Genomic DNA, 21,388 nt, shown 5'->3' on the forward strand with positions numbered 1-21,388 from the left:
TGCATCTTTTCCGGTAAAGGGAGGCGGCATGTTTGCAGTCACCGTACGTTTTCAGATCAAGGAAGGTCGGCAGGACGAATTCCTGCCGCTGATGATCCAAAACGCCCAAACTTCAATGCAGATTGAACCTGGATGCCATCATTTTGACGTCTGTACGGACGCCGATCGGCCGGAAGAGGTTTTTCTTTACGAACTATATGACGATGCCGAGGCCTTCCAGATCCATTTGCGCAGTGAGCATTTTCTGAAATTTGACACGGAAGTCTCGTCCATGGTCGCTGACAAGACCGTTGCGACCTATTCGAAGGTGACCTCATGACGCCGTGGGAAGTATTTGCCGTCAAATATGCAGACCGGAATGCGCGTACGCGCAAGGACAGTTTTCTGTTCGATGACGACCATCACCTGCCCCATGACATGGACTATTTTCTCTGGGTGTTGCGCCGAGACGACGAAATCATCCTTGTCGACACCGGTTATGATCAGGAAGAAGGCAACCGGCGCAGCCGCCCGGTGCGGCTTGATCCTCACGAGGCGCTCGCACCGCTCGGCATCGTACCGGAAGAGGTCTCGACGATCATCGTGACCCACCTTCACTATGACCACGCAGGTGGCCTGCGCCACTTCCCCAATGCCACCATCCACCTTCAGGCTGCCGAAATGGCCTATGCGACCGGGCCTTGCATGTGTCACGGCACCTTGCGGGCGCCATTTACCGCGGATCATATCTGCGAGGCTGTGCAGCGACTTTATTCCGGACGCGTCGTATTTCACGAAGGGGACGGCGAGGTTGTCGAAGGCGTGACCGTGCATCGTACCGGTGGGCACAGCAAAGGTCTGCAGGTCGTTCGGGTGCTGACGGGCACTGGCTGGATGTGCCTCGCTTCGGATGCGTCCCACTATTACGAGAACTTCCTGGAAGCCAAGCCATTCCCGATCGTCGTGGACCTTGAGGAGATGTTGGAGGGGTTCAAAACCATCCAGCGCCTTGCGAGTTCCCAGGACCTCGTCATTCCCGGACATGACCCTCTGGTGCGTGAACTGTTCCCGACCCATGGACCGGAGCATATCCTCCGTTTGGACCGCGGTCCGCTCAAGGGGCTGAAGTCATGAAGCTCGGTGTGATTGCAGATGACTTCACCGGCGCGTCCGACATTGCGCTCATGTTGTCGGAAGGCGGTATGCCAACTGCGCAATATGTCGGCATTCCAGGCACCACAGCAGACCCGGCCATAGAAGCCGGTGTCATCGGACTGAAGACGCGCACCGTCCCCGCGCAGGAAGCCATTACCCGGTCGCTGGAAGCCTGTGACTGGCTCAAGGCGCAAGGAGCTGAGCAAATCGTCCTCAAGATCTGCTCGACATTCGATTCCACCGATGCCGGTAACATCGGACCGGTTGCCGAAGCACTCGCCGACTGGCTCGGCGAAACCTCGGTCCTGGTTTGCCCGGCCTTTCCCGAAAATGGCCGGACGGTTTTCGAAGGGCACCTTTTCGTCAAGGACAGGCTCTTGAGCGAATGCGGAATGCAACATCATCCGCTCACGCCGATGACCGATCCGGATCTTCGCCGGGTCCTTGCACGTCAAACCTCCTGGCCTGTCGGACACATTCCGGTTTCCACAGTGTGGACGGGGCCGGACGCAATTTGTCGTTCCGCAGAAGAAGCAGGCAAGGCAATGGTGATTGTGGACGCTATCCGCAATGACGACCTGCTTGCCATTGGGCAGGCCGCAAAATCCCGAAACCTTCTGGTAGGAGGTTCAGGCATCGCGCTCGGTCTCCCGGAAAATTTCGGTTTTTCGCAACACATTGCTTCATGGACCGGGGTCACCGGAAAAGCCGTGGTCCTGTCCGGGTCGTGTTCCACGGCGACCCGTGGGCAAGTCGCAGCCTACAAGTCCATTGCGCCGTCGCGCGAGCTCGCGGCAGACGACATCATCACCAAACGCGTTTCCCTGCAGGAAATCCTTGAATGGACTTTGATGCAGGAGCACGCGCCCCTGCTCTATTCCTCGGCAGATCCAAGTGTGGTTGCCGCCGCACAGGAACGTTTCGGGCGCGAGGCCAGTGCCGAAGCGATAGAGTCGCTTTTTGCCAACCTGGCTGCCGCACTTTCTCAGGCCGGCGTTCAACGGATAGTCGTTGCAGGAGGAGAAACCTCCGGTGCAGTCGTTTCCGGACTTGATGCTCATACGCTGGAGATCGGACCAAAAATTGCGGCCGGTGTGCCGGCACTGAAGGTTTCCGGAAGACCTCTGGCTTTGGCGCTGAAGTCCGGAAATTTTGGTGGACCGGATTTCTTTCAGGAAGCCCTTGCCGTTCTGGAGGGGAGCGCATGAGCGAGATCGCAGCGGCCCGGGAACAGATCGCGCGCCTGTCAAAGTCGCTATTCGACAGAGGACTGACCCATGGCTCCACCGGCAACATATCGCTTCGCCTGTCCGACGGCAGTTTGCTGGTGACGCCGACAGGTTCTTCCCTGGGGTTTCTGGATCCAGCAAAGATCAGCCACCTTTCGGAAAAGGGAGTTCTCCTGTCTGGTGACAAACCGACCAAGGAAATCCCGCTACATGCGGCCTTTTATGAAACACGCGGCAAAACCGGTGCCGTCGTGCATCTGCACTCATGCCACTCGGTCGCACTTTCACTTCTGCCCGATATCGATCCAGACGATGTCTTACCACCACTGACCGCCTACGGGATCATGCAGCTCGGCAAGGTGCAGCTGTTGCCGTTTTTTGTCCCCGGAGACCCTGCAATGGGCGACGCCGTTCGGGGTCTCGCAGGCAAGCGATCCGCAGTGCTGCTGGCAAACCACGGACCTGTGGTCGCGGGCAAAGACCTGGAAGCTGCCGTCAATGCGATGGAGGAGCTGGAGGCAACAGCACGGCTTGCGATACTGCTGCGCGGCATTCCAGTATCAGCCCTGTCCGCCGACAAGGTGACCCGGATTGTCGACAAATTTGACGTTGATTGGACTTAAGGAATGGCCTCAATGAGAATTGCCCTGATCAAAGGTGACGGCATCGGCGTCGATGTGGCGGAAGCCGCATTGACCGTCATGGAGGCTGCCCTTGAGAAAGTCGGTCTCGCTCGACCCGTCTATGACGAAATTCAGGCAGGTGCCGGATATTTCAAGGAAAACGGTGTCGATATCGAGCCGGATGGAGAGGAACGCGCCGAGGCTGCGGACGCCATTTTTCTGGGGGCGATCGGCCTGCCAGCAATCCGCCATCAGGACGGAACAGAAATCTCCCCACACCTCAGACTGCGTGACAGGTTCGGGCTCTATGCAGGTGTTCGTCCCGTCAAGGCTTATCCGAATGCCCCGCAAAGGCTTGCCGATCCGCGCGCGGCCAACATCGACCTGATCATCTTGAGAGAATCGACAGAGGGGCTGTTCTATTCCGCTGCCGCGCATGACCGAAGTCTGGTCGTCAATGACGATGAAGTGCAGGACATCCTCAGGATTACCCGCAAGACCACGACAAAGCTGCACGGGTTTGCCTTCGATCTTGCGAGGAAACGCCGGGACCGGGGCAAACCGGGCAAATTGACCTGTGTCGACAAAGCCAATGTTTTTACTTCGCTGGCGTTCTTTCGTCAGCTGTTCGACGAAGTGAAACAGAATTATCCGGACATCCCTGTCGGCTACAACTACGTCGATGCTCAGGCACTCGACCTTGTGCGCAAACCCTGGGAATTCGACGTGCTTGTCACGGAAAACATGTTCGGTGACATCCTTTCCGATCTTGCCGGAGGATTGGTGGGCGGCATGGGCATGGCTGCCTGCGCTGAAATCGGAGACACGACAGGTCTGTTCCAGCCGGCGCATGGTAGTGCGCCGGATATCATGGGACAGGACAAGGCCAATCCACTCGCCGCCATTCTGAGCGCGGCCCTGATGCTGGACTACCTGTCGGAGAAACTCGGCCGCCCCGAGTTGAGTTCGGCAGCCGAGCTCGTCAATTCAGCAGTTGATTCAGGATTTGACGATAACGCCTTGAGACCTATGGAGTTTGGCGGTGACATGGGGACCCGGGCCGTGACCAATCAAATTCTGTCTCGGATTTCTCCCGTTGCGCCCGTCAGGACTTCAATTCGCGCCTGAAGCCCGAGCAGGCTAAAAGCCATGCCACACCGGATCATGCCAGACCAATGCGCCTCAGCGCCGGTACGAAGACTTCAAGTGCGAAAGTTTCAAAATTTCGCGGAGCGGTTCCGGTCAACCGAAACACGTGTTCCGTTGTGAAGTCTCCCCAACCGGCGCCATAGGCCGCGCCGTAATCTCTCGTCAGGGCTGCCATCCAACTCCCCCAGCCCGCGCTTTCAACAATGTCGAAAGCGACCTTTGGTGAGATTGGTTCGTATCGAATAGGGATGTCCATAAGTCTGGATAGACACTTGGCGACATCGGCAAACCCGAGTGTTTCCGGGCCGGTGAGTTCGAGTGTCTTGCCGTTCCAATCCTCACTGATCACACTCGCGAATGCACATTGCGCGATATCGCGAGCATCAATCATGCCCATCCGGGCGTGCCCGGTCGCAAACGAGAAAGTGTGTTTCCTTGCAATAGGTTCAGCTGCGAGGAACATGTTCTGCATGAAGCAATTCGGGCGAAGCAAAACATATTCCATGCCGGAAGCGATAATCTCACTTTCTGTTTGCGCATGTAACCGCGAGTTTTCGGTTGGTCCCTCTGGTGCGGCCTTGATCGCGGACACTCTCACAACCTTACGGACCCCTTCGTGCTTTGCAGCGGTCAGGACGGCAGACGCCTGTTTGGCTGCGTTTGGCCCCGCAGCCGTGATCAGGACAAGCGTTTCCGTACCCGCAACGGATTCATGAAGATCAAAAGGATCATCCAAATCGGTCAGTACGCTTTCCACTTTGCTGCCGAAGCCTTCTTTCAACCTTCCGGCAGAACGAGAAAGCGTCCGAACCGGCAAATCCTGTTCAACGAGCAACCGCGTCAGATGCGCCCCGACCGTCCCGGTGGCACCTGTCACCAGAACTGTCATTGCTTCGCCTCCGTCCAGACTGCCAGCTCGTTGCCGTTCGGATCGGAAAAGTGGAACCGGCGACCACCAGGAAAATCATAAGGGGTCCGAAGAATGAGCCCGCCTGCTGATTTCACTTCAATGAGAATCGCTTCCAGATCGTCTGCATAAAGCACGACCAGCACACCAGGTGCGGTAACCGGCGTGTCGGCTTCGCCATTAAATCCCCCCTCGACGCCTGCACCGGTAAAGCTGATGTACTTGTCGCCCCAGTCCTGAAAACTCCAGTGGAACACACGGGTATAAAACGCCTTTGTGCGATCAGCGTTTTTGAGCGGAAACTCGATGTAATTGATGGTCTTGTCGAGATTGGCCATGTGTTTCTCCAGGTCAGGTTTTGATTGACCCAGGGATAAACTGCTTCCAAATTCAGAAACAGTCCTTGATTTCAAGATCAATATCCCAAAAATGGAATTACATGCGCAACCTCGATGCTATCGCCGTATTTGTTGAAGTCGTTCGGCAGGGAAGTTTTACAGCCGCCTCCCGTGCCTTACGCATGCCGCTGTCCACGGTCAGTCGCAAAGTGGCCGAGCTTGAGAAGGAGTTACAGATCCTATTGCTCGACCGATCGCGAAAACCGTTGCGCGCCACGGAAGCCGGGTCAACGTATTTCGACCTCTGCAGCAAAGGCATCAACGCACTGAACTTTGCAAATCAGGCCGTACGCAGCCAACGCGAAGGACTGTCCGGCACGTTGAGAATAACGGTTCCACCGAACCTGACCGAACTCCTGTTTGCGCAACCGATCGACCGCTTCTTGAGGCAGCAGCCGGAGGCGCGTGTCCAGGTGCTGGTCAGCGAACGCATGCTTGACTTTGTCGATGACGGGGTCGACTTGTCGTTCCGGGTTGCGCGACCTTCGGCTCCCAACCTCGTCATCCGCAAGCTGCTCCAACATCGTCACCGCCTATGCGCTGCTCCGTCCTATCTGGCAGTCAATCCGTTGCCCGTACGGCCTGAGGATTTGAACAATCATAGCCGCCTCGGTTTTGGCTTTCAGGCGCAGGAAAAAATCACCTGGCATCTGACCAAAGACGATGAGGCCTATACCGCCCCCTTTGAGCCGACGCTTGCGATAAACGACTATCTGGCACTGAAGACATCGATTGAAATCGGCACTGGCATCGGAGAATTGCCCGGTCTTTTGTGCCGAAAGGAACTCGGCAATGGCCAATTGGTCGAAGTGCTGCCTGATTGGCAACTGCCGGAGATTTCGCTTTATGCGGTTTATGCCGGGAAAACCGGCCTGTCCAAGCTTGCCCGCGCATTCCTGGACGAGGTGTCTTCGTTTCTGGCACCGTTTTGAGGCCAGCACGCTTATGGAGAAGAACAACGCAGTCGCTGTCGGTTTTCAAAGCCTTTCACCGCTGGCCAGTGGTCCCTCACCGCCTGTTCTTGGAAACACCTGCGCAACTCTCGCGGACAATCAGGTCGCCATGGAGCAAATGATTCTGCGATACCTGCGTCCGGTTCGCCAGACGATCCAGCAGAATGTTCATGGCCTTTTCACCGATGTGATGACGAGGCTGGCGGATCGTTGTCAGGCCGGGAGTGAAATTGTTGGCAAAGGGAATGTCGTCGAAACCGAGCACCGAGAAATCCTCCGGAACACGATACCCACGCAGTTGCAGCGCTGATATGACCCCAATGGCCGTATTGTCGTTGAAACAGAAAAACGCGGTCGGCAGATCGTCCTTGATGAAGAGGCGCTCGACCGCTGCACGGCCGCTTTCACTTGTGCCGTCCCCTTCCATCCGCCAATCGCGAAGGTTCTCCGGGGATTCCTTTAGGCCCTGTTGGTAACCTGAGTGGCGCAAGTCGCTGCGGATGTCCCCCGGTCCACCGGAGATGAAGGTTACCCTCCGATGTCCGAGAGAAATCAGGTATTCGGTTGCCATCTTCGACGCTGCCACGTCATCGACACCGACATAACTGATTTCTGGATTTGAGACCGGCCGTTCGGTGGCAACAATAGGCGGCAGGTGCGTCAACGGCGTCTGCGGTTCTCCGGCGACCGGCACATGCCCGGTCAAGAGCACAAGTCCGTCTGCCATCCCTGTCGACAGGAAACGCAGGTAGTTCTGTTCCAGCCCCGTGGTTCCCTCGGTGTTGCCGATCAACACACCGTAACCCCGATCGTTGGCTGCCTTTTCCAACCCGGTCAAAATCCCGGCAAAATTCGCGTCCGCAATCGAAGACGCAAGAACCAGAACCATCTGCGAGCGCTGCATGCGCAGGTTCTGTGCCATCGCATTGGCGGTGTAACCGGTGCGGGCGATTGCAGCGGTCACCTTTTTCCGAGTGCTCTCAGCGACCTTTTCCGGCGAGCGCAAGGCCCGGCTGACGGTGGCAATGGAAACACCCGCAAGCTTTGCAACGTCTTCAATTGTCGCCGGCCGGTCCACCGGTTCACTCATATTCCGCTCTCGAATTTGCTGCGTTGCGGGCTCTGATTAAGTGCATGAATTTCAAGGCTCTCTACGCTGTATAGAGCCAGAAACGATTCATGAAAAGGTTTACAAGGCAAAATGTAAAGGTTTACATCGCTCATGAAAACGTTTACATCAGGATTATGGCGCCATTGGGGAAGAGGGTTCCGGCGCCGGGGAGGAATTCAGGAATGTCCGTGAAAACGTCCGCTTCGGCGGCGATCATTGAAGCTGTCAACATCAGCAAGTCCTTTGGCCCCGTGCCTGTGCTGTTCAGTGTCAGCATGGATGTGCGCGAGGGTGAAGTTCATGCGCTGATCGGCGAGAATGGCGCGGGCAAATCGACCTTGATGAAAATTCTCTCCGGCTTCCACGACCCGACGTCCGGCCAGATCCGCCTGGACGGCAGACAGACCGCCCTGCCCCCAAATGGTGCCGCGGAAAAACTCGGCATCGTACTCATTCACCAGGAACTCAACCTTGCTGAACAGATGACCGTTGAAGAAAACGTATTCCTGGGACGCGAAAAGCGGTCAAACGGATTTCTTGACCGGGCTGCCATGCGGCACAACGTTCAGAAGTATCTGGACGAGATCGGTCTCGACATTGCGCCAACCGATCGAATTTCCGATCTGACAATCGCGCAGAAGCAGATGGTCGAAATCGTCAAGGCGGTGAGTCGGAATGCCCGTATCCTCATCATGGACGAGCCAACCGCCGTTTTGACCGAGGAAGAAACGGAGGTCTTCTTCCGCCAGGTCCAGAAGCTCAAGGAAAGCGGCGTTGGCATTGTCTTCGTTTCACACAAGCTCAATGAAGTGAAAGCGATTGCCGACCGGGTCACCATTTTGCGCGACGGACAATGGATCGATACACGTCCCTCTCAGGACCTGACACCTGACACGATGGCGCAAATGATGGTCGGGCGTGAACTGTCCGATCTTTATCCCCCCATGAACGAGGCAGATGTCGATGCAGAGCTTGTTCTGGAAGTCAAAAATCTGCGCGCGCCTGGCATCGACACTGTCAGCTTCGGGCTGCGCAAAGGTGAAATTCTAGGGTTCTCCGGACTGATCGGGTCCGGACGCACCGCAGTCTTTGAAGCCATTTGTGGCCTTACCCCGATCGAAAGCGGCGAGATCAAACTATTCGGACGCGACACCGGCCCCATGACCGTCGCTCAAGCGCGGGACGTAGGTCTTGCGTATCTGACCAAGGACAGAAAAGAAAAAGGATTGCTGCTCGACAAAAAGATGCGGCCAAATCTGACCTTGTTCGCCCTGCCGAAATTCGTCAGGAAATTCTCCATTGATCGCAAGGCCGAGGACGACGCACTTGCGCGCGCCATCCGCCGCTTTGATGTCAGGGCGCGGGACGCAGACATCGTCGTCGGCAAACTGTCGGGCGGCAATCAGCAAAAGCTGCTGCTCGCCAAGATCATGGAATGTGACCCGAAGATCGTCATCATTGACGAACCGACGCGCGGTATCGATGTCGGCACGAAGCAGCAGATCTACCACTTCATCGCAGCTCTTGCCGCAGAAGGAGTATCGGTTGTGGTGATCTCATCCGAAATGCCGGAGATCATCGGGATATGCCACCGGGTGGTGGTCATGCGTGAAGGACATATCACCGGCATCCTGACTGGTGATCACATCAACGAAAACGAAATCATGCGCTACGCCGCCGGGCTGAAACGGGAGGAACTCCTTTGACTATGATGACCGCATCCGAAGACAACGCGGCCAAATCCGCCAAAAGGTTTTCCGTCGATTTCAAAACGCTCGGCCCCGCGCTGGCTTTGCTGATACTCTGTATCATCGGGTTTCTCCTGAACCCCGCCTTTGTCAGCGAAGGAAACCTGACCAATCTCCTGACACGCTCAGCCTTCATCGGCATTATCGCCGTCGGGGCGACCTTCGTGATCACTGCCGGAGGCATCGACCTCTCGGTCGGTTCCATGGCGGCCGCGATTTCAGGTGTCATGATCATGAACAATGCGGTCGAGACGCTTGGCACTGGTGTTCCCACCGTATTGCTCGGCTGCGGCCTGGCCATTCTTCTGGGTATTGGCGCTGGATGGATCAACGGTGCGCTTACGACAAAAGGCAAGATCGAAGCCTTTATCGTCACGCTCGGCACAATGGGCATCTACCGGTCTCTGGTCACCTACTTTGCCGACGGCGGCACTCTTTCCCTGAATTTCGAGATCCGGGGCACCTACCGTCCGGTCTATTATGACAGCTTCCTCGGTCTGCCCTTCCCGGTCTGGGTGTTCATCGGTGTCGCGATCTGCGGCTGGCTGCTGCTCAACCGAACAGCCTTCGGGCGCTATTGCACCGCCATCGGATCCAATGAAGCCGTTGCCAAATACTCGGCCATCAATGTCGATCGAGTGAAAACCCTCACCTATGTCATCCAGGGTCTGTGTGTGTCCTTCGCCACGATCATCTATGTTCCCCGCCTCGGCTCCGCCTCTGCCTCGACCGGCGTGCTTTGGGAACTTGAAGCCATCGCGGCCGTGATCATTGGCGGAACGGTCCTGAAAGGTGGTTACGGCCGGATCGGTGGAACCATCCTTGGCGCGCTGATCCTGACGACAATTGGCAATATTCTGAACTTCACCGATGTGATCTCGAACTACCTGAATGGCACCATGCAGGGTCTGATCATCATCGTTGCGGTTCTCTTGCAGCGAAGCGACTGGAAACTCGGCAAGAGCGGAAAGTCCTGACGCAACTCAACTGAACAGGGACCCGTCCCCTAATTTTGAACCGGCTCGCACCGGACGGGAAAAGTGCGTCCAACTGGCAGCATTGGAGGAGGAAACAATGCTTATGAAAAAAGCTTTGGGAATGATGGCGGTAACAGGGATGCTTGCTTTTGCCAGCTCTGCGGTTGCTCAGGACAAGATCAAGATCGGTGTCAGTTATCCGACCCCGACACATGCATGGGCGGCCGGTATGAACTGGCATGCGGAACAGGCCGAAAAACGCCTTGAGAAGCTTTATCCCGATGTCGATCTGATCCTGGTCAACTCACCTGACCCAGGTGCACAGGCCAGTGCTCTTGAAGACCTGGTCTCGGTCCATCAGATCGACGCGCTCGTGGTACTGCCGTTCGAATCCGAGCCGCTTACCGATCCGGTGCTGAATGTTAAAAAATCCGGAGCCTGGATCACCGTGGTCGACCGGGGTCTCAGCCAACCCGGGATCGAAGATCTTTATGTTGCCGGGAACAACCCTGAACTGGGCCGCGTCTCCGCCCAGTACATGAAAGGCCGCCTGAAAGACGGTGACAACATAGTCGTGCTGCGCGGTATCCCGACAGTGATCGACAACGAGCGTTTCGATGCCTTCATGGCGGAAATCGAAGGTTCCGGGATCAACGTTCTCGATCACAAACATGCCAACTGGAACCGCGATGACGGCTTTGAAGTCATGCAGGATTTCCTGTCCCGCTTTCCTGACATCGACGCTGTCTGGGCACAGGACGACGATATTGCAATCGGTGTCGTGGCTGCCCTGAAACAGGCTGGACGCGATGGTGACGGCATGTTCGTTGTCGGTGGTGCCGGCATGAAAGAAACGATCAAGAGCATCATGGATGGTGATGAGCTTATCCCGGTTGACGTTCTTTATCCGCCGGCAATGATCGCAACCGCAATGGATGCGACGGTGAACGCCTTCAAGTCCAATGGTCCGGTTGCCGGCCGCTACATTCTCGGCGCAACGCTGATCACACGCGAAAATGCCGAGAACTACTATTTCCCGGATTCTCCTTTCTAGGCATCGGGAACCCAGGTCACGTCCCAAATCGAGGGGTGCGTGACCTATGGGCCGGAACTTTACGCGATGGGGTTCCGGCCCTTTTCAGCTCGCAGGGCATGACGCAAAGACTGCTTTCTTCCGGAGGAAATCATGAAGACCATCAAGGGACCCGCTCTGTTCCTGGCCCAGTTCGCAGGGGACGAAGCTCCCTTCAACTCCTGGGACGCAATCACGAAGTGGGCAGCTGATTGCGGCTATCTCGGCGTTCAGGTTCCCAGCTGGGACAGCAGATTGATCGATCTTGAAAAGGCTGCCAGCTCCAAGACCTATTGCGAGGAATTTGCTGGCACCGCCAAAGAAAACGGGGTCGAAATCACTGAACTCTCTACCCATCTTCAGGGACAGCTCGTGGCAGTTCATCCAGCCTATGACACCGCTTTTGACGGTTTCGCCGCACCGGAAGTTCGCGGCAACCCGGTTGCGCGACAGAGCTGGGCGGTTGATCAGGTCAAGCAAGCGCTCGCTGCCAGCCGGAATCTCGGCATTTCAGCTCATGCAACTTTCTCAGGCGCCCTCGCCTGGCCCTATCTATATCCCTGGCCTCAACGGCCTGCGGGCCTGATCGACACGGCGTTCGACGAACTCGCCCGACGCTGGCGCCCAATCCTCGACTATGCGGACGAAATGGGTGTTGACGTCTGTTACGAAATTCATCCAGGGGAAGACCTGCACGACGGCATCACGTTCGAGATGTTTCTGGAGCGGTTGAACAATCACGAACGCTGCAAAATGCTATACGACCCGTCACATTATGTCCTTCAATGCCTGGACTATCTGGACAACATCGACATCTACAGGGATCGGATCGGCATGTTCCACGTCAAGGACGCGGAGTTCAACCCGACCGGACGCCAAGGCGTCTACGGCGGCTATCAGTCCTGGGTCAGCCGGGCCGGGCGCTTCCGCTCTCTTGGTGACGGCCAGGTCGACTTCGTTTCAGTGTTTTCCAAAATGGCTGCCAACGATTTTGACGGCTGGGCGGTTGTCGAATGGGAATGTTGTCTGAAACACCCCGAAGACGGTGCGCGTGAAGGCGCGCAATTTGTCCGGGATCATGTCATCCGCGTGACCGAAAAAGCCTTTGACGACTTTGCCGACGGCGGTAGTGATGACGCGGCCAACCGGAAAATGTTAGGCATCGACCGGATTTGAGTTTCCTGTGAGGTTCTCCCGCTCAACTTTGTCACCGGGAGGACGGTTCCGCAACGATGTTTCGTTCTGAAAAACACCGCAATAACTCTATCAAGGACAGGTCATTTGTTCCGGAAACAATCCCACTACCCAACAAATCGGCAATCAAGAGCTTCCAAAATTTGGAGTTCCTGTATAGGAATGTAATCGATTACAGCAACGGCATCCCTACGTTTGTGATGTCGACAGGAGGAGCCAGATGGCAATTGAAGGAAAAGACAACCCGCAAGTGCGCCCGATCCGCCTCGGTATGGTTGGCGGTGGCAAGGATGCCTTTATCGGTGCCGTTCATAGAATAGCAGCACGGATCGACGGCCGTTACGAGCTTGTGGCGGGTGCTCTTTCCTCGACGCCCGAAAAAGCGCAAGAGTCCGGACGGGCACTCGGCCTGAAGGAAGACCGGATTTATTCCTCCTACGAGGACATGGCCAAGCGCGAAGCCCGCTTGAAGGACGGGATCGAGGCGGTCGCGATCGTAACGCCGAACCATATGCACTATCCGGTGGCCCGCGAGTTTCTGAAACGCGGTATTCATGTCATCTGTGACAAGCCGCTAACTTCGACGCTCGCCGACGCGAAAAAGTTCGTCAAAGCGGTTGAAAACTCCGATGCACTCTTCTTTCTGACCCACAACTACACCGGCTACCCAATGGTACGTCAGGCACGGGAAATGGTGCAGAATGGAGATCTTGGAACCATCCGCGTTGTCCAGGTGGAGTATCCGCAGGACTGGTTGACCGTTGAACAAAGCAACAAGCAGGCTGACTGGCGGACCGACCCGTCTCGCTCTGGCGCCGGCGGCTCCACTGGCGACATCGGCACGCATGCCTACAATCTCGCCTGCTTCATCAACGGTCAGTCGGCAGAAAGCCTTGCCGCCGATCTGCAATCTTTCGTTCCGGGCCGTCAGGTCGATGACAACGCCCATGTCATGTTGCGTTTTTCCAGCGGTGCCAGAGGCATGCTCTGGTGTTCGCAGGTCGCTCCCGGCAACGAAAACAATCTCAAGATCCGTATCTATGGCGATAAGGGCGGACTGGAATGGCATCAGGAGAACCCGAATTATCTCCATGTCACGCCGTTTGGTGAACCGAAGCGGATCATCACGCGCGGCGGCGCAGGCATGTCGGACAGCGTTGCCTCCGCAACACGCATTCCACCAGGACACCCGGAAGGATACCTGGAAGGGTTTGCCAATCTCTACAAGGATGCAGCCGATGTCATCCGGGCACGTCAGGAGGGCAAGGAAACGCCCTCACTTGTACCCGGAATCACGGATGGCCTTGCCGGGGTCCAGTTTGTTGACGCGTGTGTGCGCTCGTCCGCCAAGAATGCGGGTTGGGTCAAACTCGGTTAATCGGTGATACTCTGTGAGTGCAAGCGGCCCGGGCGTCAAAACGCCCGGGCCGCTTCAGAGTTCAGTGCAAGATCGGTTCGAAGATCTTCATCCAGGCGTGTGGGACGCATTCCGGATAAGGATCGCTGGCCTGAACCCGATGCCATTCATCCCTGATGTCAGGCCGCTATCTCGTAGTGGCGAATAAAGTCGCGGTCCGGCTCCACGCCGAGCCCGGCCCCCTGCGGCACATCGGCATAGCCGTCATTCCGTTTGATTTGCTGTTGGATGTCCAAGGGCTCTTTCAGCAGTTCGTCGCGAAATCGGTTGTCGGTGGTGTCGAATTCCAGCATCGGCTCGCTCGGATACAGACCTCCAGGAAGCGGCGGCATTGCCGCAAGGAGTTGCAGATTGGTTGCAACCGCAATAGCCGAGCCCCAGACGTGGTTCACCACAGGCACGAAATGAGCATGACAGAGAGCAAGAACCCGCAAATACTCCGAGATTCCTCCGAGTGCACAGACTTCGGGCTGTGCAATGTCGAGCGCCCTGCTTTCCAGAAGCCCGCGCCACCCCCAACGGTTAAACTCCGCTTCACCACCTGAGATGTTGACCTTGAGACCCGCACGCAGCTCACGGTATCCATCATGGTCTTCCGGCGCGACCGGCTCCTCAAACCAGTAACACTCCAGTTCTTCCAGAGCACGACCGACATAAAACGCGTCCGCCGTCGTGTAGCAATGATTGGCATCCGCCATGAATCGGAAATCCGGGCCGATACCTGCACGCACGGCGCTCGCAAGTTTCACATCCGCCTTCGGGCCAAGGCCGAGTTTCATCTTGGTCGCGCGGAATCCCATTTCCCTGATCACTGCCGCCTCGTCCCGAAACCGGCTCGCCATCGCGGTGGGGTTTTCACGCCGCAACATCATGCCGTATCCGTAGACCTGGACCTTGGTGCGGTGGAAACCGCCAATAAGCTGCGCTATCGGCAATCCGGCAACCTTGCCGGCAATGTCCCACAGGGCGATGTCGACACCGGAAAGAGCCTGCAACGGCATGCCTTTCTGGCCGTGGTCTCGCAACAGATTGTAGACCTTGTGCCAAAGGACATCCCGATCGAGCGGATTTTCGCCAACAACAAGCGGCTGAATGACTTTCTCGACAATAGTCTTGTTGGCCACGGCGATACTGCCAGGTCCGAAGCATTCGCCCCAACCGGTGATGCCTTCATCGGTTTCCACTTCAACAAGGTGCGCCGACCTTTTGGAATAGTACTGCTGTGAGTAGCCCAACTCTTCCGGCAGGTCATACTGCAGCACGTGGCTTTTGATGCGGGTGATTTGCATGCGCCTCTCCTAAGACAACAACGCACGCGAAATGCGTTTCGGCGCCAGGTAGTCGTGAAGCGCAAGGTGCGAACAATCGCAGCCAACACCCGATTGTTTGATGCCGACATGTGGCAGGTCGATGCCATATTTGATGCCGTTGATCTGGATTTCACCGAAGCGTAACTGGCCTGCGCACCTCTCGGCCCGTTCAATATCACGGGTGAACACATAAGCCGTAAGACCGGCATCTGTATCGTTGGCGGCGCGAAGCACGTCTTCTTCTTCCGAGAACTCGACGATGCCGACCACAGGGCCAAAAATCTCTTCCTGGTAAATTCGCATTGCAGGCGATACGCCGGTCAGAACGGTCGGCGGATAGAAGGTCCCTGCCCCGTTGCCGATCCCGTTGCTGCCACCGGTCAGAAGCTTCGCCCCTTTCTCAATGGCATCCCTGACAAGACCGTCGACGCGAGTTCGGGCCGCGGCATCGATCAGCGGACCCATTTCGATGTCTGCATGCCTGTCAAAACCAACTTTTACGGCTTGGGCGCGCGCGCTCACTTTTTCAGAAAATTCTGCCGCAATCTCGCGCGCCACGAAGACTCGATTGGGAGTGACGCAGATCTGACCGGCATTGCCGAACTTCACTGCGCAAACGATGTCAGCCGCCAGGTCCAGATCCGCATCGGCAAAGATCAGAGCCGGTGCATTGCCACCAAGCTCCATGGAGTAACGCTTGATGGACGTCGCTCCCTTTGCCATGATCCGCTGCCCCGTTCGGGCAGAACCTATCAGCGTAAGCATGGCCGGAATGGTGGATGCGGACAGGGCGTCTCCCACATCTTCGTCGTCCCCGCAAAGAATGTTCACGACACCTGCGGGCAATCCGATCTGATGGCAAAGCTCGCCCACGGCATAAGCGGACAGCGGAGACTTGAATGATGGCTTGATTACGATCGGGCACCCCGCCGCCATTGCGGGGCCGATCTTGAAAGCAAGATTGAGCAGTGGAAAGTTCCATGCCAGGAAGGCAACGACCACGCCCACCGGTTCGTGCACCAGCGTATGGGTATGAGTGCGTTCACGGTCCACCAGCATTTCCGGCCGGAAGCGAGATATCTCTTCGGCATAAAAGTGCAAGCTGTTGACCAGACTGTCGAAGTCCTCCCGGGTGCCTGCCCAGTTCTTTCCCGTCTCCAGATGGATACACTCCCGCAAGTGTTCTTCGTTTGCGATAATCGCCTCGCGAAGTTTTCTCATCCAGCCGGCGCGTTCATCGATGGAGGCTGCGGACCATTGCGGGAACGCAGCATGAGCCGCCTCAAGTGCAGCTTGCGCATCTTGTGCATCTGCTTTCGCAAAAGATCCGATGACTTCCCCATTTGCCGGACACACAACCTCTTCATGAACAGTGCGAGTGACAAGTTCGCCCGCGAGATACATCTTCTTGGCAATCATGTCCTGGCTCCTCAAAACGGTCGGTTGTCGCTGGTCAGATCGAGCCAGTCGCGTTCAGCTGGCGTGAGCTGCAGATTTCCAGCGCGTGCCGATGAAGCGACCTGTTCAGGGGTTTCGGCACCGTTCAGAGCGACGACCGGAAAGTCCTGACTGATCACATAGGCAAGCGCGATTTCGAACATGTTCATCGACCTTTCAGCTCCAAAGGCTTCAGCCCTTTTTTTGCGTTCGAAATTGGCATCGGAATAAAAGACCCGTACCAGATCCGCATCGCCCAGATCTGCAGGATCGGCTCTTGCGAAAAAGCCCCGCCCCAAAGCAGACCAGGCGACTAGGAGGACACCATTTGCGGAGAACCACTTGCGGTCGGTCTCGTCCGTCACGACGGTATCCGGCCAGAAGGGCTCGTTGGCACGGGCAAGTGAAAAATTCGGCGACGAACAGATCATTTCCGATTTGCCGGTCGCGCGCGCATAGTCAATCGCTTCCTGGATTCTGGAGGTAGTCCAGTTCGATGCTCCAAAGGCTTTCAACCGCCTAGCCCGGACTTCTTCATCAAGTGCATCGACAAGCGGACCGATCGGTTGAGACGGGTCGTCCCGATGGAACATCCAGATGTCGAGGCAGTCGGTCTTGAGCCGGTTGAGCGACCCGTCGATTGCCTTGTGGATCGACACTGGATCAATCTTTGCTCCGCCGGGATGAATTGGTGCGCAGTATCCCGGGATCAGGCCCTTTGAGGTGAGAACAATTTTCTCGCGCATTCCCGGGCGGCTGGCGAGCCAGTCACCGATGACCATTTCGGAAAATCCGTGTTCCTCCACCGCGCCATAGACTTCGGCAGTGTCGATATATGTGCCACCATGTTCGACAAAGGCATCCAGCAGCGCAAAGTCCCGTTCTGCGGTGTCGGGATGGAAAATCATCGTTCCCATTCCGATTGCGGAGACTGGCGTGTCCAGTGGTGTGATTTTGAATGTTTTCATAATGATAGCTCGTACTTTTCGCGCCAGGCCTTGCGTGCCTGACTTAACGTGATTGGGCAGCGCTGCTGCGCGACACGGCGTCGATGGCAACAGCAATGAGCAGGATGGCGCCTGAGAACATCAGCTTGTCCGCCGCGGAAGCTCCGGAAAGATCCAGACCATTGCCGAGAGAGCCGATAACCAATGCTCCCAGGATCGCGTTCCAGACCGAGCCACGCCCACCAAAGAGTGAGGTTCCGCCGATGACCGCAGCACCAATGGCCTCCAGCAGCAGCGGGCCGCCGGCGAAGGCGTTGAAAGAAACCGAGGCGTAGCGAGAGGCGCCAACTATTCCCGCAATCGCCGCCATAAGTCCGACCAGACCGAACGCAGCGACACGGATATGCCGGACATTTATCCCGACCCTTCTGGCGCTTTCGGCATTTCCACCTGCCGCAAACAAGGATCGCCCGAAAGGTGTCGACGTTGTCACCCACCCCAACAGCGCGGTAATCCCGACCAGCAGCACGACCAGTAACGGAATTCCGCGATAACTGTTGAGAGTTGCAACGGCCGCCACCACCACCACTGCAAAGAAGGCGATCTGACCCCAAACTGCCATTGACGGGTCGAGCTCAAGACCGCGGTCCCGTCTTTGCGCCTGATTGCGCAAAACAGCGAATGCAAAGATTGCAATAACGGCGGCAGCGAGCACCCAACCTGCTGCAGGTGGCAGGTAAATTGTGGTAATGCCGCGAACGAACGGGTCGCGCATGTTGATTGCGCCCTGGATACCCAGGATCTTGAGCATGAGGCCCTGGAATCCAAGCAGACCGGCCAGCGTCACAACAAAGGCGGGAATGCCGACATAGGCGACCAGAACGCCTTGGGCACAGCCCAGGATAACGCCCAGAACAATCGCGATGAGACAGGCGATCGGCCCAGGCACATCAGCAACTATCAGAACCGCCATAAGCGCAGCACAGACACCGGCATTTGCTGCCGAAGACAGGTCGATGTCACCAAGCAGCAGAACAATTGTGATGCCGACGGCAAGCGTGCCGACCACTGCTGACTGCATGAAAAGAAAGTAGAAATTCCGCGAACTGATGAATGCGGGTTCGGTGATGCCGAAATAAATCCAGATCGCGATCAGAGCAAGCAGAACGGGCACGAAAGCTCCGAACCTTGTTTCTCTCAGCTGCCGGAACCTGTCCAGCACCGCGGGTTGAGGTTGAGCTTCAACGGACATTGTTGCCCCCGTCATCCAGTCCCGTCGTCATTGCGACCACAATTTCGTCAGGGGTTGTTTCTGTTGTGTGCCAGGTCGCAACATTTGCACCATGGCGCAAAACGGTAATCCGATCGGCAACTTCGAAGATGTCTTTCAGATTGTGCGAGATGTAGACCACTGCGTGATTGGTCTCCCTCAGACGTTTGACCACATCCAGAACCTGCCGGGTCTGTGCCACACCCAGCGCAGCAGTGGGTTCATCCAGGAGCACGACCGAACTGTCTGCCCCGACAGCGCGGGCAATGGCGATCGCCTGGCGCTGCCCGCCGGACAGTCCACCGACTTTGGCTCGTACCGATTTCAAAGTGCGCACCTGAAGCCTGTCGATGGCTGCCAGTGCTCTTTCTTCCATCGCCATGCCATCGATAGGTCGCAGGAAACGCGGCAGGAAACCCCATCCCGATTTGACCGGCTCTGCTCCCAGGGACAGATTGGCGGCGACGTCGAGGTTTTCGCAAAGCGCCAGATCCTGGTAGACAATCTGAATGCCATGATCGAACGCATCATGTGGGCTGGAGATGCTGACTTCCTTGCCATCGAGGAAGAAGGTGCCTTCGTCGGCCAGATGAGCTCCGGCAAGCACTTTCATGAGCGTCGACTTGCCGGCCCCGTTGTCGCCGACAAGAGCCATGACTTCTCCGCGAGCGACTTCAAAGTCGACACCCCTCAAGGCATGCACGCCGCCAAAGCTCTTGCGAATACCGGAAACTGCCAGATGAGCTGGCGGGGCACTCTGCCCCACCTTGTTTTCAATCGTTCCCAGCATGATCAGGACTTACAGAATTCCGTGTCGGAGGCGACGCCGTCACAGACATCTGCCTTTGAGACCGACAGATCGTTCTCGATGACATGAGCAACACCTTCTGCCCCCACGGCTTCATAATAGTCGACCGGAACGAAGGGAATTTCCGCTTCCGCCGCATTGGTTACTGTGCCTTGTGTCATGGAGGCGGCGTCTTCACCCTTCAAAAGTGCAGCGGTTACCTTCGCGGTAACAGTCGCCATTTCCTCAAATGGACGCCAGACGCATTGTGTCTGCTCACCGAGCAGGATCAGCTGCAACGCCTGAACCGTACAATCAAGCCCGGTCACCGGTACGTTGCCAACCAGCCCTTTCTGCTCATGCATGGCTGCGATGGCAGCCCCGGCATTGCCGTCATTCGAAGACACGACACCCTGGACATTGTTGTCGAGCGTGGTGAGGGCTTGTTCCATGGACCGGCGGGCAATTGCCGGATCCCAGCCCGGGGTCCAGTTTTCATATCCCAGAACCCGATCGCCGGACTCAAACAGCGGCTGAAGCACGGACATCTGACCTGCAGCGATGACACCGGCATTCGGATCCGTTGGAGACCCCTTGATCATGACCAGCGTGTCGCCTTTTTTCGTTCGATCGACAACGTGCTGCGCCTGAGCGGCGCCTGTCGCGAACATGTCAGCCTGTACCCAGAAATCGGTATTTTCGGATTGCATCATGCGGTCGTAGGCAATTGCCGGTACGTCTGCATCCGCCGCCTGATCGGCGATGATTGCAGCCGCTTCACCATCAATCGGAATTACGACCAGAACTTTCGCTCCACGGGTCAGTGCCTGTTCAGCCTGACGTTGCTGAGTTGCGGTATCGTTGTTGGCGTTGAACACCTCGACAACGGCATTCGGCGCCAGATCCTTCATGGCTTTCTTGTAGAAAAAGGCATCCTGGCTTTCCCAGCGGGCATTCACGTTTTCCGGCAGCAGCATAACCACCAGATCTTCCGCCTGCGCGCTCGCAGCAGTTCCCAATGTCAAACCTGCAGTCAGGCCCAATGTCAGGGCGGAAACAGCCGTTCCTGCCGCAAGTTTCGAAAGATTCTTCCTCATGTGATTGAGCATCTTTTCTCCTCCGCTGATGCCAATACTTTACCACTCGCCAAACCTCAGGTTTGACGTTCTGTCGCGTCCCTCCGGACGCAGCCTCCCCGTTGCCTGTCGATCCAAGGAAGATCCCAGGCACCAGAAATTCTGTTTTTTGGACAGCATCCCCCATCGCCCGAAACGCAACTCCGGGCGCAGACAGTTCAGTCTATCGGGTGATGGTTATCTGCAGACCGATCCGTTAGCCGTCATGCATTCTCCCTGCGAGCCGATGTCTGGCGTCTGCCAACAGATTTTCCATTCTCTCTTCCGCTTGATCAGCTTCCCGAGCCAGAATTGCGGAAGTGACATTCCTGTGAAAGGGAATGGATTCTTCGTTTTCGCGTGGATCGGTATTCGTCAGACGAATGGACCCGAGCAATGCAGAGTAGATAACTCCTTCCATTGCCTGCAATATTTCGTTGTTTGCCGCGTGCAGGATTGACCGGTGGTACTGGGCATCCGCAATGATGAAGTCCTCAATGGAGCCTTTTTCCTGCTCCATGCGCTCCTGAGCCTGACGGATCAACTCGTGCCCTTCAGCGGTTCCGCGCTCGGCAGCCCATCGCGCCGCCTTCGGCTCGATCACCAGCCT

Annotated in this window: 21 protein-coding genes; 11 read left to right on the plus strand and 10 right to left on the minus strand. The window is 56.7% G+C overall.

The window, feature by feature from the left end:
* The 5 genes from K5905_RS05755 to K5905_RS05775 form a co-directional block, all read left to right on the plus strand.
* A partial coding sequence (locus K5905_RS05755) for a putative quinol monooxygenase (protein WP_297581241.1) occupies nucleotides 1-319 on the plus strand: 319 nt, incomplete at its 5' end.
* Nucleotides 316-1,113 (plus strand): N-acyl homoserine lactonase family protein, encoded by a 798-nt coding sequence (locus K5905_RS05760; RefSeq protein ID WP_297581243.1) that lies wholly within the window; start codon nucleotides 316-318, stop codon nucleotides 1,111-1,113. The genes K5905_RS05755 and K5905_RS05760, both read left to right, overlap by 4 nt.
* The gene (gene otnK / locus K5905_RS05765; RefSeq protein ID WP_297581246.1) at nucleotides 1,110-2,342 is read left to right on the plus strand and encodes a 3-oxo-tetronate kinase; all 1,233 of its coding nucleotides are present in this window, start codon (nucleotides 1,110-1,112) and stop codon (nucleotides 2,340-2,342) included. Before K5905_RS05760 ends, otnK begins: the two co-directional genes overlap by 4 nt.
* Nucleotides 2,339-2,986: a 3-oxo-tetronate 4-phosphate decarboxylase gene (gene otnC / locus K5905_RS05770; RefSeq protein WP_297581248.1), complete on the plus strand. Its 648-nt coding sequence runs from the start codon at nucleotides 2,339-2,341 to the stop codon at nucleotides 2,984-2,986. The genes otnK and otnC overlap by 4 nt, the downstream gene beginning before the upstream one ends.
* Nucleotides 2,987-2,989: 3 nt before the next feature.
* Nucleotides 2,990-4,114 carry an isocitrate/isopropylmalate dehydrogenase family protein gene (locus K5905_RS05775; RefSeq protein ID WP_367186911.1) on the plus strand — a complete coding sequence of 375 codons (1,125 nt, stop codon included), beginning with the start codon at nucleotides 2,990-2,992 and terminating at the stop codon, nucleotides 4,112-4,114.
* Nucleotides 4,115-4,148: 34 nt separating this feature from the next.
* On the opposite strand, the gene K5905_RS05780 is transcribed toward K5905_RS05775, so the two are convergent.
* Both K5905_RS05780 and K5905_RS05785 read right to left on the minus strand, forming a co-directional pair.
* Nucleotides 4,149-5,024, minus strand: a complete 876-nt coding sequence (locus K5905_RS05780) for an NAD(P)H-binding protein (protein WP_297581251.1) — start codon at nucleotides 5,022-5,024, stop codon at nucleotides 4,149-4,151.
* On the minus strand, nucleotides 5,021-5,380 hold the full coding sequence (locus tag K5905_RS05785; RefSeq protein ID WP_297581254.1) for a VOC family protein: 360 nt from the start codon (nucleotides 5,378-5,380) through the stop codon (nucleotides 5,021-5,023). The genes K5905_RS05780 and K5905_RS05785 overlap by 4 nt, the downstream gene beginning before the upstream one ends.
* 101 nt (nucleotides 5,381-5,481) lie before the next feature.
* Between K5905_RS05785 and K5905_RS05790 the strand changes: the two genes are divergently transcribed.
* Entirely contained in the window at nucleotides 5,482-6,372 is an 891-nt protein-coding gene (locus K5905_RS05790) for a LysR family transcriptional regulator (protein WP_297581257.1), read from the plus strand.
* Between the two features lie 76 nt (nucleotides 6,373-6,448).
* Here the strand turns inward: K5905_RS05790 and K5905_RS05795 are convergent, their stop codons facing one another.
* Nucleotides 6,449-7,483 (minus strand): LacI family DNA-binding transcriptional regulator, encoded by a 1,035-nt coding sequence (locus K5905_RS05795; protein WP_297581259.1) that lies wholly within the window; start codon nucleotides 7,481-7,483, stop codon nucleotides 6,449-6,451.
* A gap of 203 nt (nucleotides 7,484-7,686) precedes the next feature.
* On the opposite strand from K5905_RS05795, the gene K5905_RS05800 reads away from it, so the two are divergent.
* The 5 genes from K5905_RS05800 to K5905_RS05820 all read left to right on the plus strand — a co-directional run bounded on the left by K5905_RS05800 (nucleotide 7,687) and on the right by K5905_RS05820 (nucleotide 13,873).
* Nucleotides 7,687-9,210 (plus strand): sugar ABC transporter ATP-binding protein, encoded by a 1,524-nt coding sequence (locus K5905_RS05800; RefSeq protein ID WP_297581261.1) that lies wholly within the window; start codon nucleotides 7,687-7,689, stop codon nucleotides 9,208-9,210.
* Nucleotides 9,211-9,212: 2 nt separating this feature from the next.
* The gene (locus K5905_RS05805) at nucleotides 9,213-10,229 is read left to right on the plus strand and encodes an ABC transporter permease (RefSeq protein WP_297581293.1); all 1,017 of its coding nucleotides are present in this window, start codon (nucleotides 9,213-9,215) and stop codon (nucleotides 10,227-10,229) included.
* Between the two features lie 97 nt (nucleotides 10,230-10,326).
* Nucleotides 10,327-11,283 (plus strand): substrate-binding domain-containing protein, encoded by a 957-nt coding sequence (locus K5905_RS05810; protein ID WP_297581265.1) that lies wholly within the window; start codon nucleotides 10,327-10,329, stop codon nucleotides 11,281-11,283.
* A 132-nt stretch (nucleotides 11,284-11,415) separates the two neighbouring features.
* A complete protein-coding gene (locus K5905_RS05815; RefSeq protein ID WP_297581268.1) occupies nucleotides 11,416-12,477 on the plus strand; it encodes a sugar phosphate isomerase/epimerase in 1,062 nt (353 codons plus the stop codon).
* Between the two features lie 238 nt (nucleotides 12,478-12,715).
* The gene (locus K5905_RS05820) at nucleotides 12,716-13,873 is read left to right on the plus strand and encodes a Gfo/Idh/MocA family oxidoreductase (RefSeq protein ID WP_297581271.1); all 1,158 of its coding nucleotides are present in this window, start codon (nucleotides 12,716-12,718) and stop codon (nucleotides 13,871-13,873) included.
* Nucleotides 13,874-14,031: 158 nt separating this feature from the next.
* Here the strand turns inward: K5905_RS05820 and K5905_RS05825 are convergent, their stop codons facing one another.
* The 7 genes from K5905_RS05825 to K5905_RS05855 form a co-directional block, all read right to left on the minus strand.
* The gene (locus K5905_RS05825; RefSeq protein WP_297581274.1) at nucleotides 14,032-15,201 is read right to left on the minus strand and encodes a mandelate racemase/muconate lactonizing enzyme family protein; all 1,170 of its coding nucleotides are present in this window, start codon (nucleotides 15,199-15,201) and stop codon (nucleotides 14,032-14,034) included.
* A gap of 9 nt (nucleotides 15,202-15,210) precedes the next feature.
* Nucleotides 15,211-16,641 (minus strand): aldehyde dehydrogenase family protein, encoded by a 1,431-nt coding sequence (locus tag K5905_RS05830; RefSeq protein WP_297581277.1) that lies wholly within the window; start codon nucleotides 16,639-16,641, stop codon nucleotides 15,211-15,213.
* A gap of 11 nt (nucleotides 16,642-16,652) precedes the next feature.
* Nucleotides 16,653-17,627: an aldo/keto reductase gene (locus K5905_RS05835; RefSeq protein ID WP_297581280.1), complete on the minus strand. Its 975-nt coding sequence runs from the start codon at nucleotides 17,625-17,627 to the stop codon at nucleotides 16,653-16,655.
* A 43-nt stretch (nucleotides 17,628-17,670) separates the two neighbouring features.
* Nucleotides 17,671-18,858, minus strand: coding sequence for an ABC transporter permease (locus K5905_RS05840; RefSeq protein WP_297581283.1), 1,188 nt, complete (start codon nucleotides 18,856-18,858; stop codon nucleotides 17,671-17,673).
* On the minus strand, nucleotides 18,848-19,666 hold the full coding sequence (locus K5905_RS05845) for an ATP-binding cassette domain-containing protein (RefSeq protein ID WP_297581285.1): 819 nt from the start codon (nucleotides 19,664-19,666) through the stop codon (nucleotides 18,848-18,850). The genes K5905_RS05840 and K5905_RS05845 overlap by 11 nt, the downstream gene beginning before the upstream one ends.
* 2 nt (nucleotides 19,667-19,668) lie before the next feature.
* Nucleotides 19,669-20,772 (minus strand): sugar ABC transporter substrate-binding protein, encoded by a 1,104-nt coding sequence (locus K5905_RS05850; protein ID WP_297581287.1) that lies wholly within the window; start codon nucleotides 20,770-20,772, stop codon nucleotides 19,669-19,671.
* A 223-nt stretch (nucleotides 20,773-20,995) separates the two neighbouring features.
* On the minus strand, nucleotides 20,996-21,388 hold a 393-nt coding region (locus K5905_RS05855; protein WP_297581289.1), incomplete at its 5' end, for a FadR/GntR family transcriptional regulator.

The sequence above is a fragment of the Roseibium sp. genome (genome assembly GCF_025698965.1).
Lineage (GTDB): Bacteria > Pseudomonadota > Alphaproteobacteria > Rhizobiales > Stappiaceae > Roseibium.

Excerpts from the sequence above, each read along its gene's own strand:
- K5905_RS05840 (WP_297581283.1), bottom strand. The coding sequence starts at position 18,858 with ATGTCCGTTGAAGCTCAACCTCAACCCGCGGTGCTGGACAGGTTCCGG.
- K5905_RS05805 (WP_297581293.1), top strand. The coding sequence starts at position 9,213 with ATGATGACCGCATCCGAAGACAACGCGGCCAAATCCGCCAAAAGGTTT.
- K5905_RS05775 (WP_367186911.1), top strand. The coding sequence starts at position 2,990 with ATGGCCTCAATGAGAATTGCCCTGATCAAAGGTGACGGCATCGGCGTC.
- K5905_RS05835 (WP_297581280.1), bottom strand. The coding sequence starts at position 17,627 with ATGAAAACATTCAAAATCACACCACTGGACACGCCAGTCTCCGCAATC.
- K5905_RS05760 (WP_297581243.1), top strand. The coding sequence starts at position 316 with ATGACGCCGTGGGAAGTATTTGCCGTCAAATATGCAGACCGGAATGCG.
- otnK (WP_297581246.1), top strand. The coding sequence starts at position 1,110 with ATGAAGCTCGGTGTGATTGCAGATGACTTCACCGGCGCGTCCGACATT.
- K5905_RS05825 (WP_297581274.1), bottom strand. The coding sequence starts at position 15,201 with ATGCAAATCACCCGCATCAAAAGCCACGTGCTGCAGTATGACCTGCCG.
- K5905_RS05820 (WP_297581271.1), top strand. The coding sequence starts at position 12,716 with ATGGCAATTGAAGGAAAAGACAACCCGCAAGTGCGCCCGATCCGCCTC.
- K5905_RS05795 (WP_297581259.1), bottom strand. The coding sequence starts at position 7,483 with ATGAGTGAACCGGTGGACCGGCCGGCGACAATTGAAGACGTTGCAAAG.
- otnC (WP_297581248.1), top strand. The coding sequence starts at position 2,339 with ATGAGCGAGATCGCAGCGGCCCGGGAACAGATCGCGCGCCTGTCAAAG.
- K5905_RS05790 (WP_297581257.1), top strand. The coding sequence starts at position 5,482 with ATGCGCAACCTCGATGCTATCGCCGTATTTGTTGAAGTCGTTCGGCAG.
- K5905_RS05850 (WP_297581287.1), bottom strand. The coding sequence starts at position 20,772 with ATGCTCAATCACATGAGGAAGAATCTTTCGAAACTTGCGGCAGGAACG.
- K5905_RS05810 (WP_297581265.1), top strand. The coding sequence starts at position 10,327 with ATGCTTATGAAAAAAGCTTTGGGAATGATGGCGGTAACAGGGATGCTT.
- K5905_RS05845 (WP_297581285.1), bottom strand. The coding sequence starts at position 19,666 with ATGCTGGGAACGATTGAAAACAAGGTGGGGCAGAGTGCCCCGCCAGCT.
- K5905_RS05780 (WP_297581251.1), bottom strand. The coding sequence starts at position 5,024 with ATGACAGTTCTGGTGACAGGTGCCACCGGGACGGTCGGGGCGCATCTG.
- K5905_RS05785 (WP_297581254.1), bottom strand. The coding sequence starts at position 5,380 with ATGGCCAATCTCGACAAGACCATCAATTACATCGAGTTTCCGCTCAAA.
- K5905_RS05830 (WP_297581277.1), bottom strand. The coding sequence starts at position 16,641 with ATGATTGCCAAGAAGATGTATCTCGCGGGCGAACTTGTCACTCGCACT.
- K5905_RS05800 (WP_297581261.1), top strand. The coding sequence starts at position 7,687 with ATGTCCGTGAAAACGTCCGCTTCGGCGGCGATCATTGAAGCTGTCAAC.
- K5905_RS05815 (WP_297581268.1), top strand. The coding sequence starts at position 11,416 with ATGAAGACCATCAAGGGACCCGCTCTGTTCCTGGCCCAGTTCGCAGGG.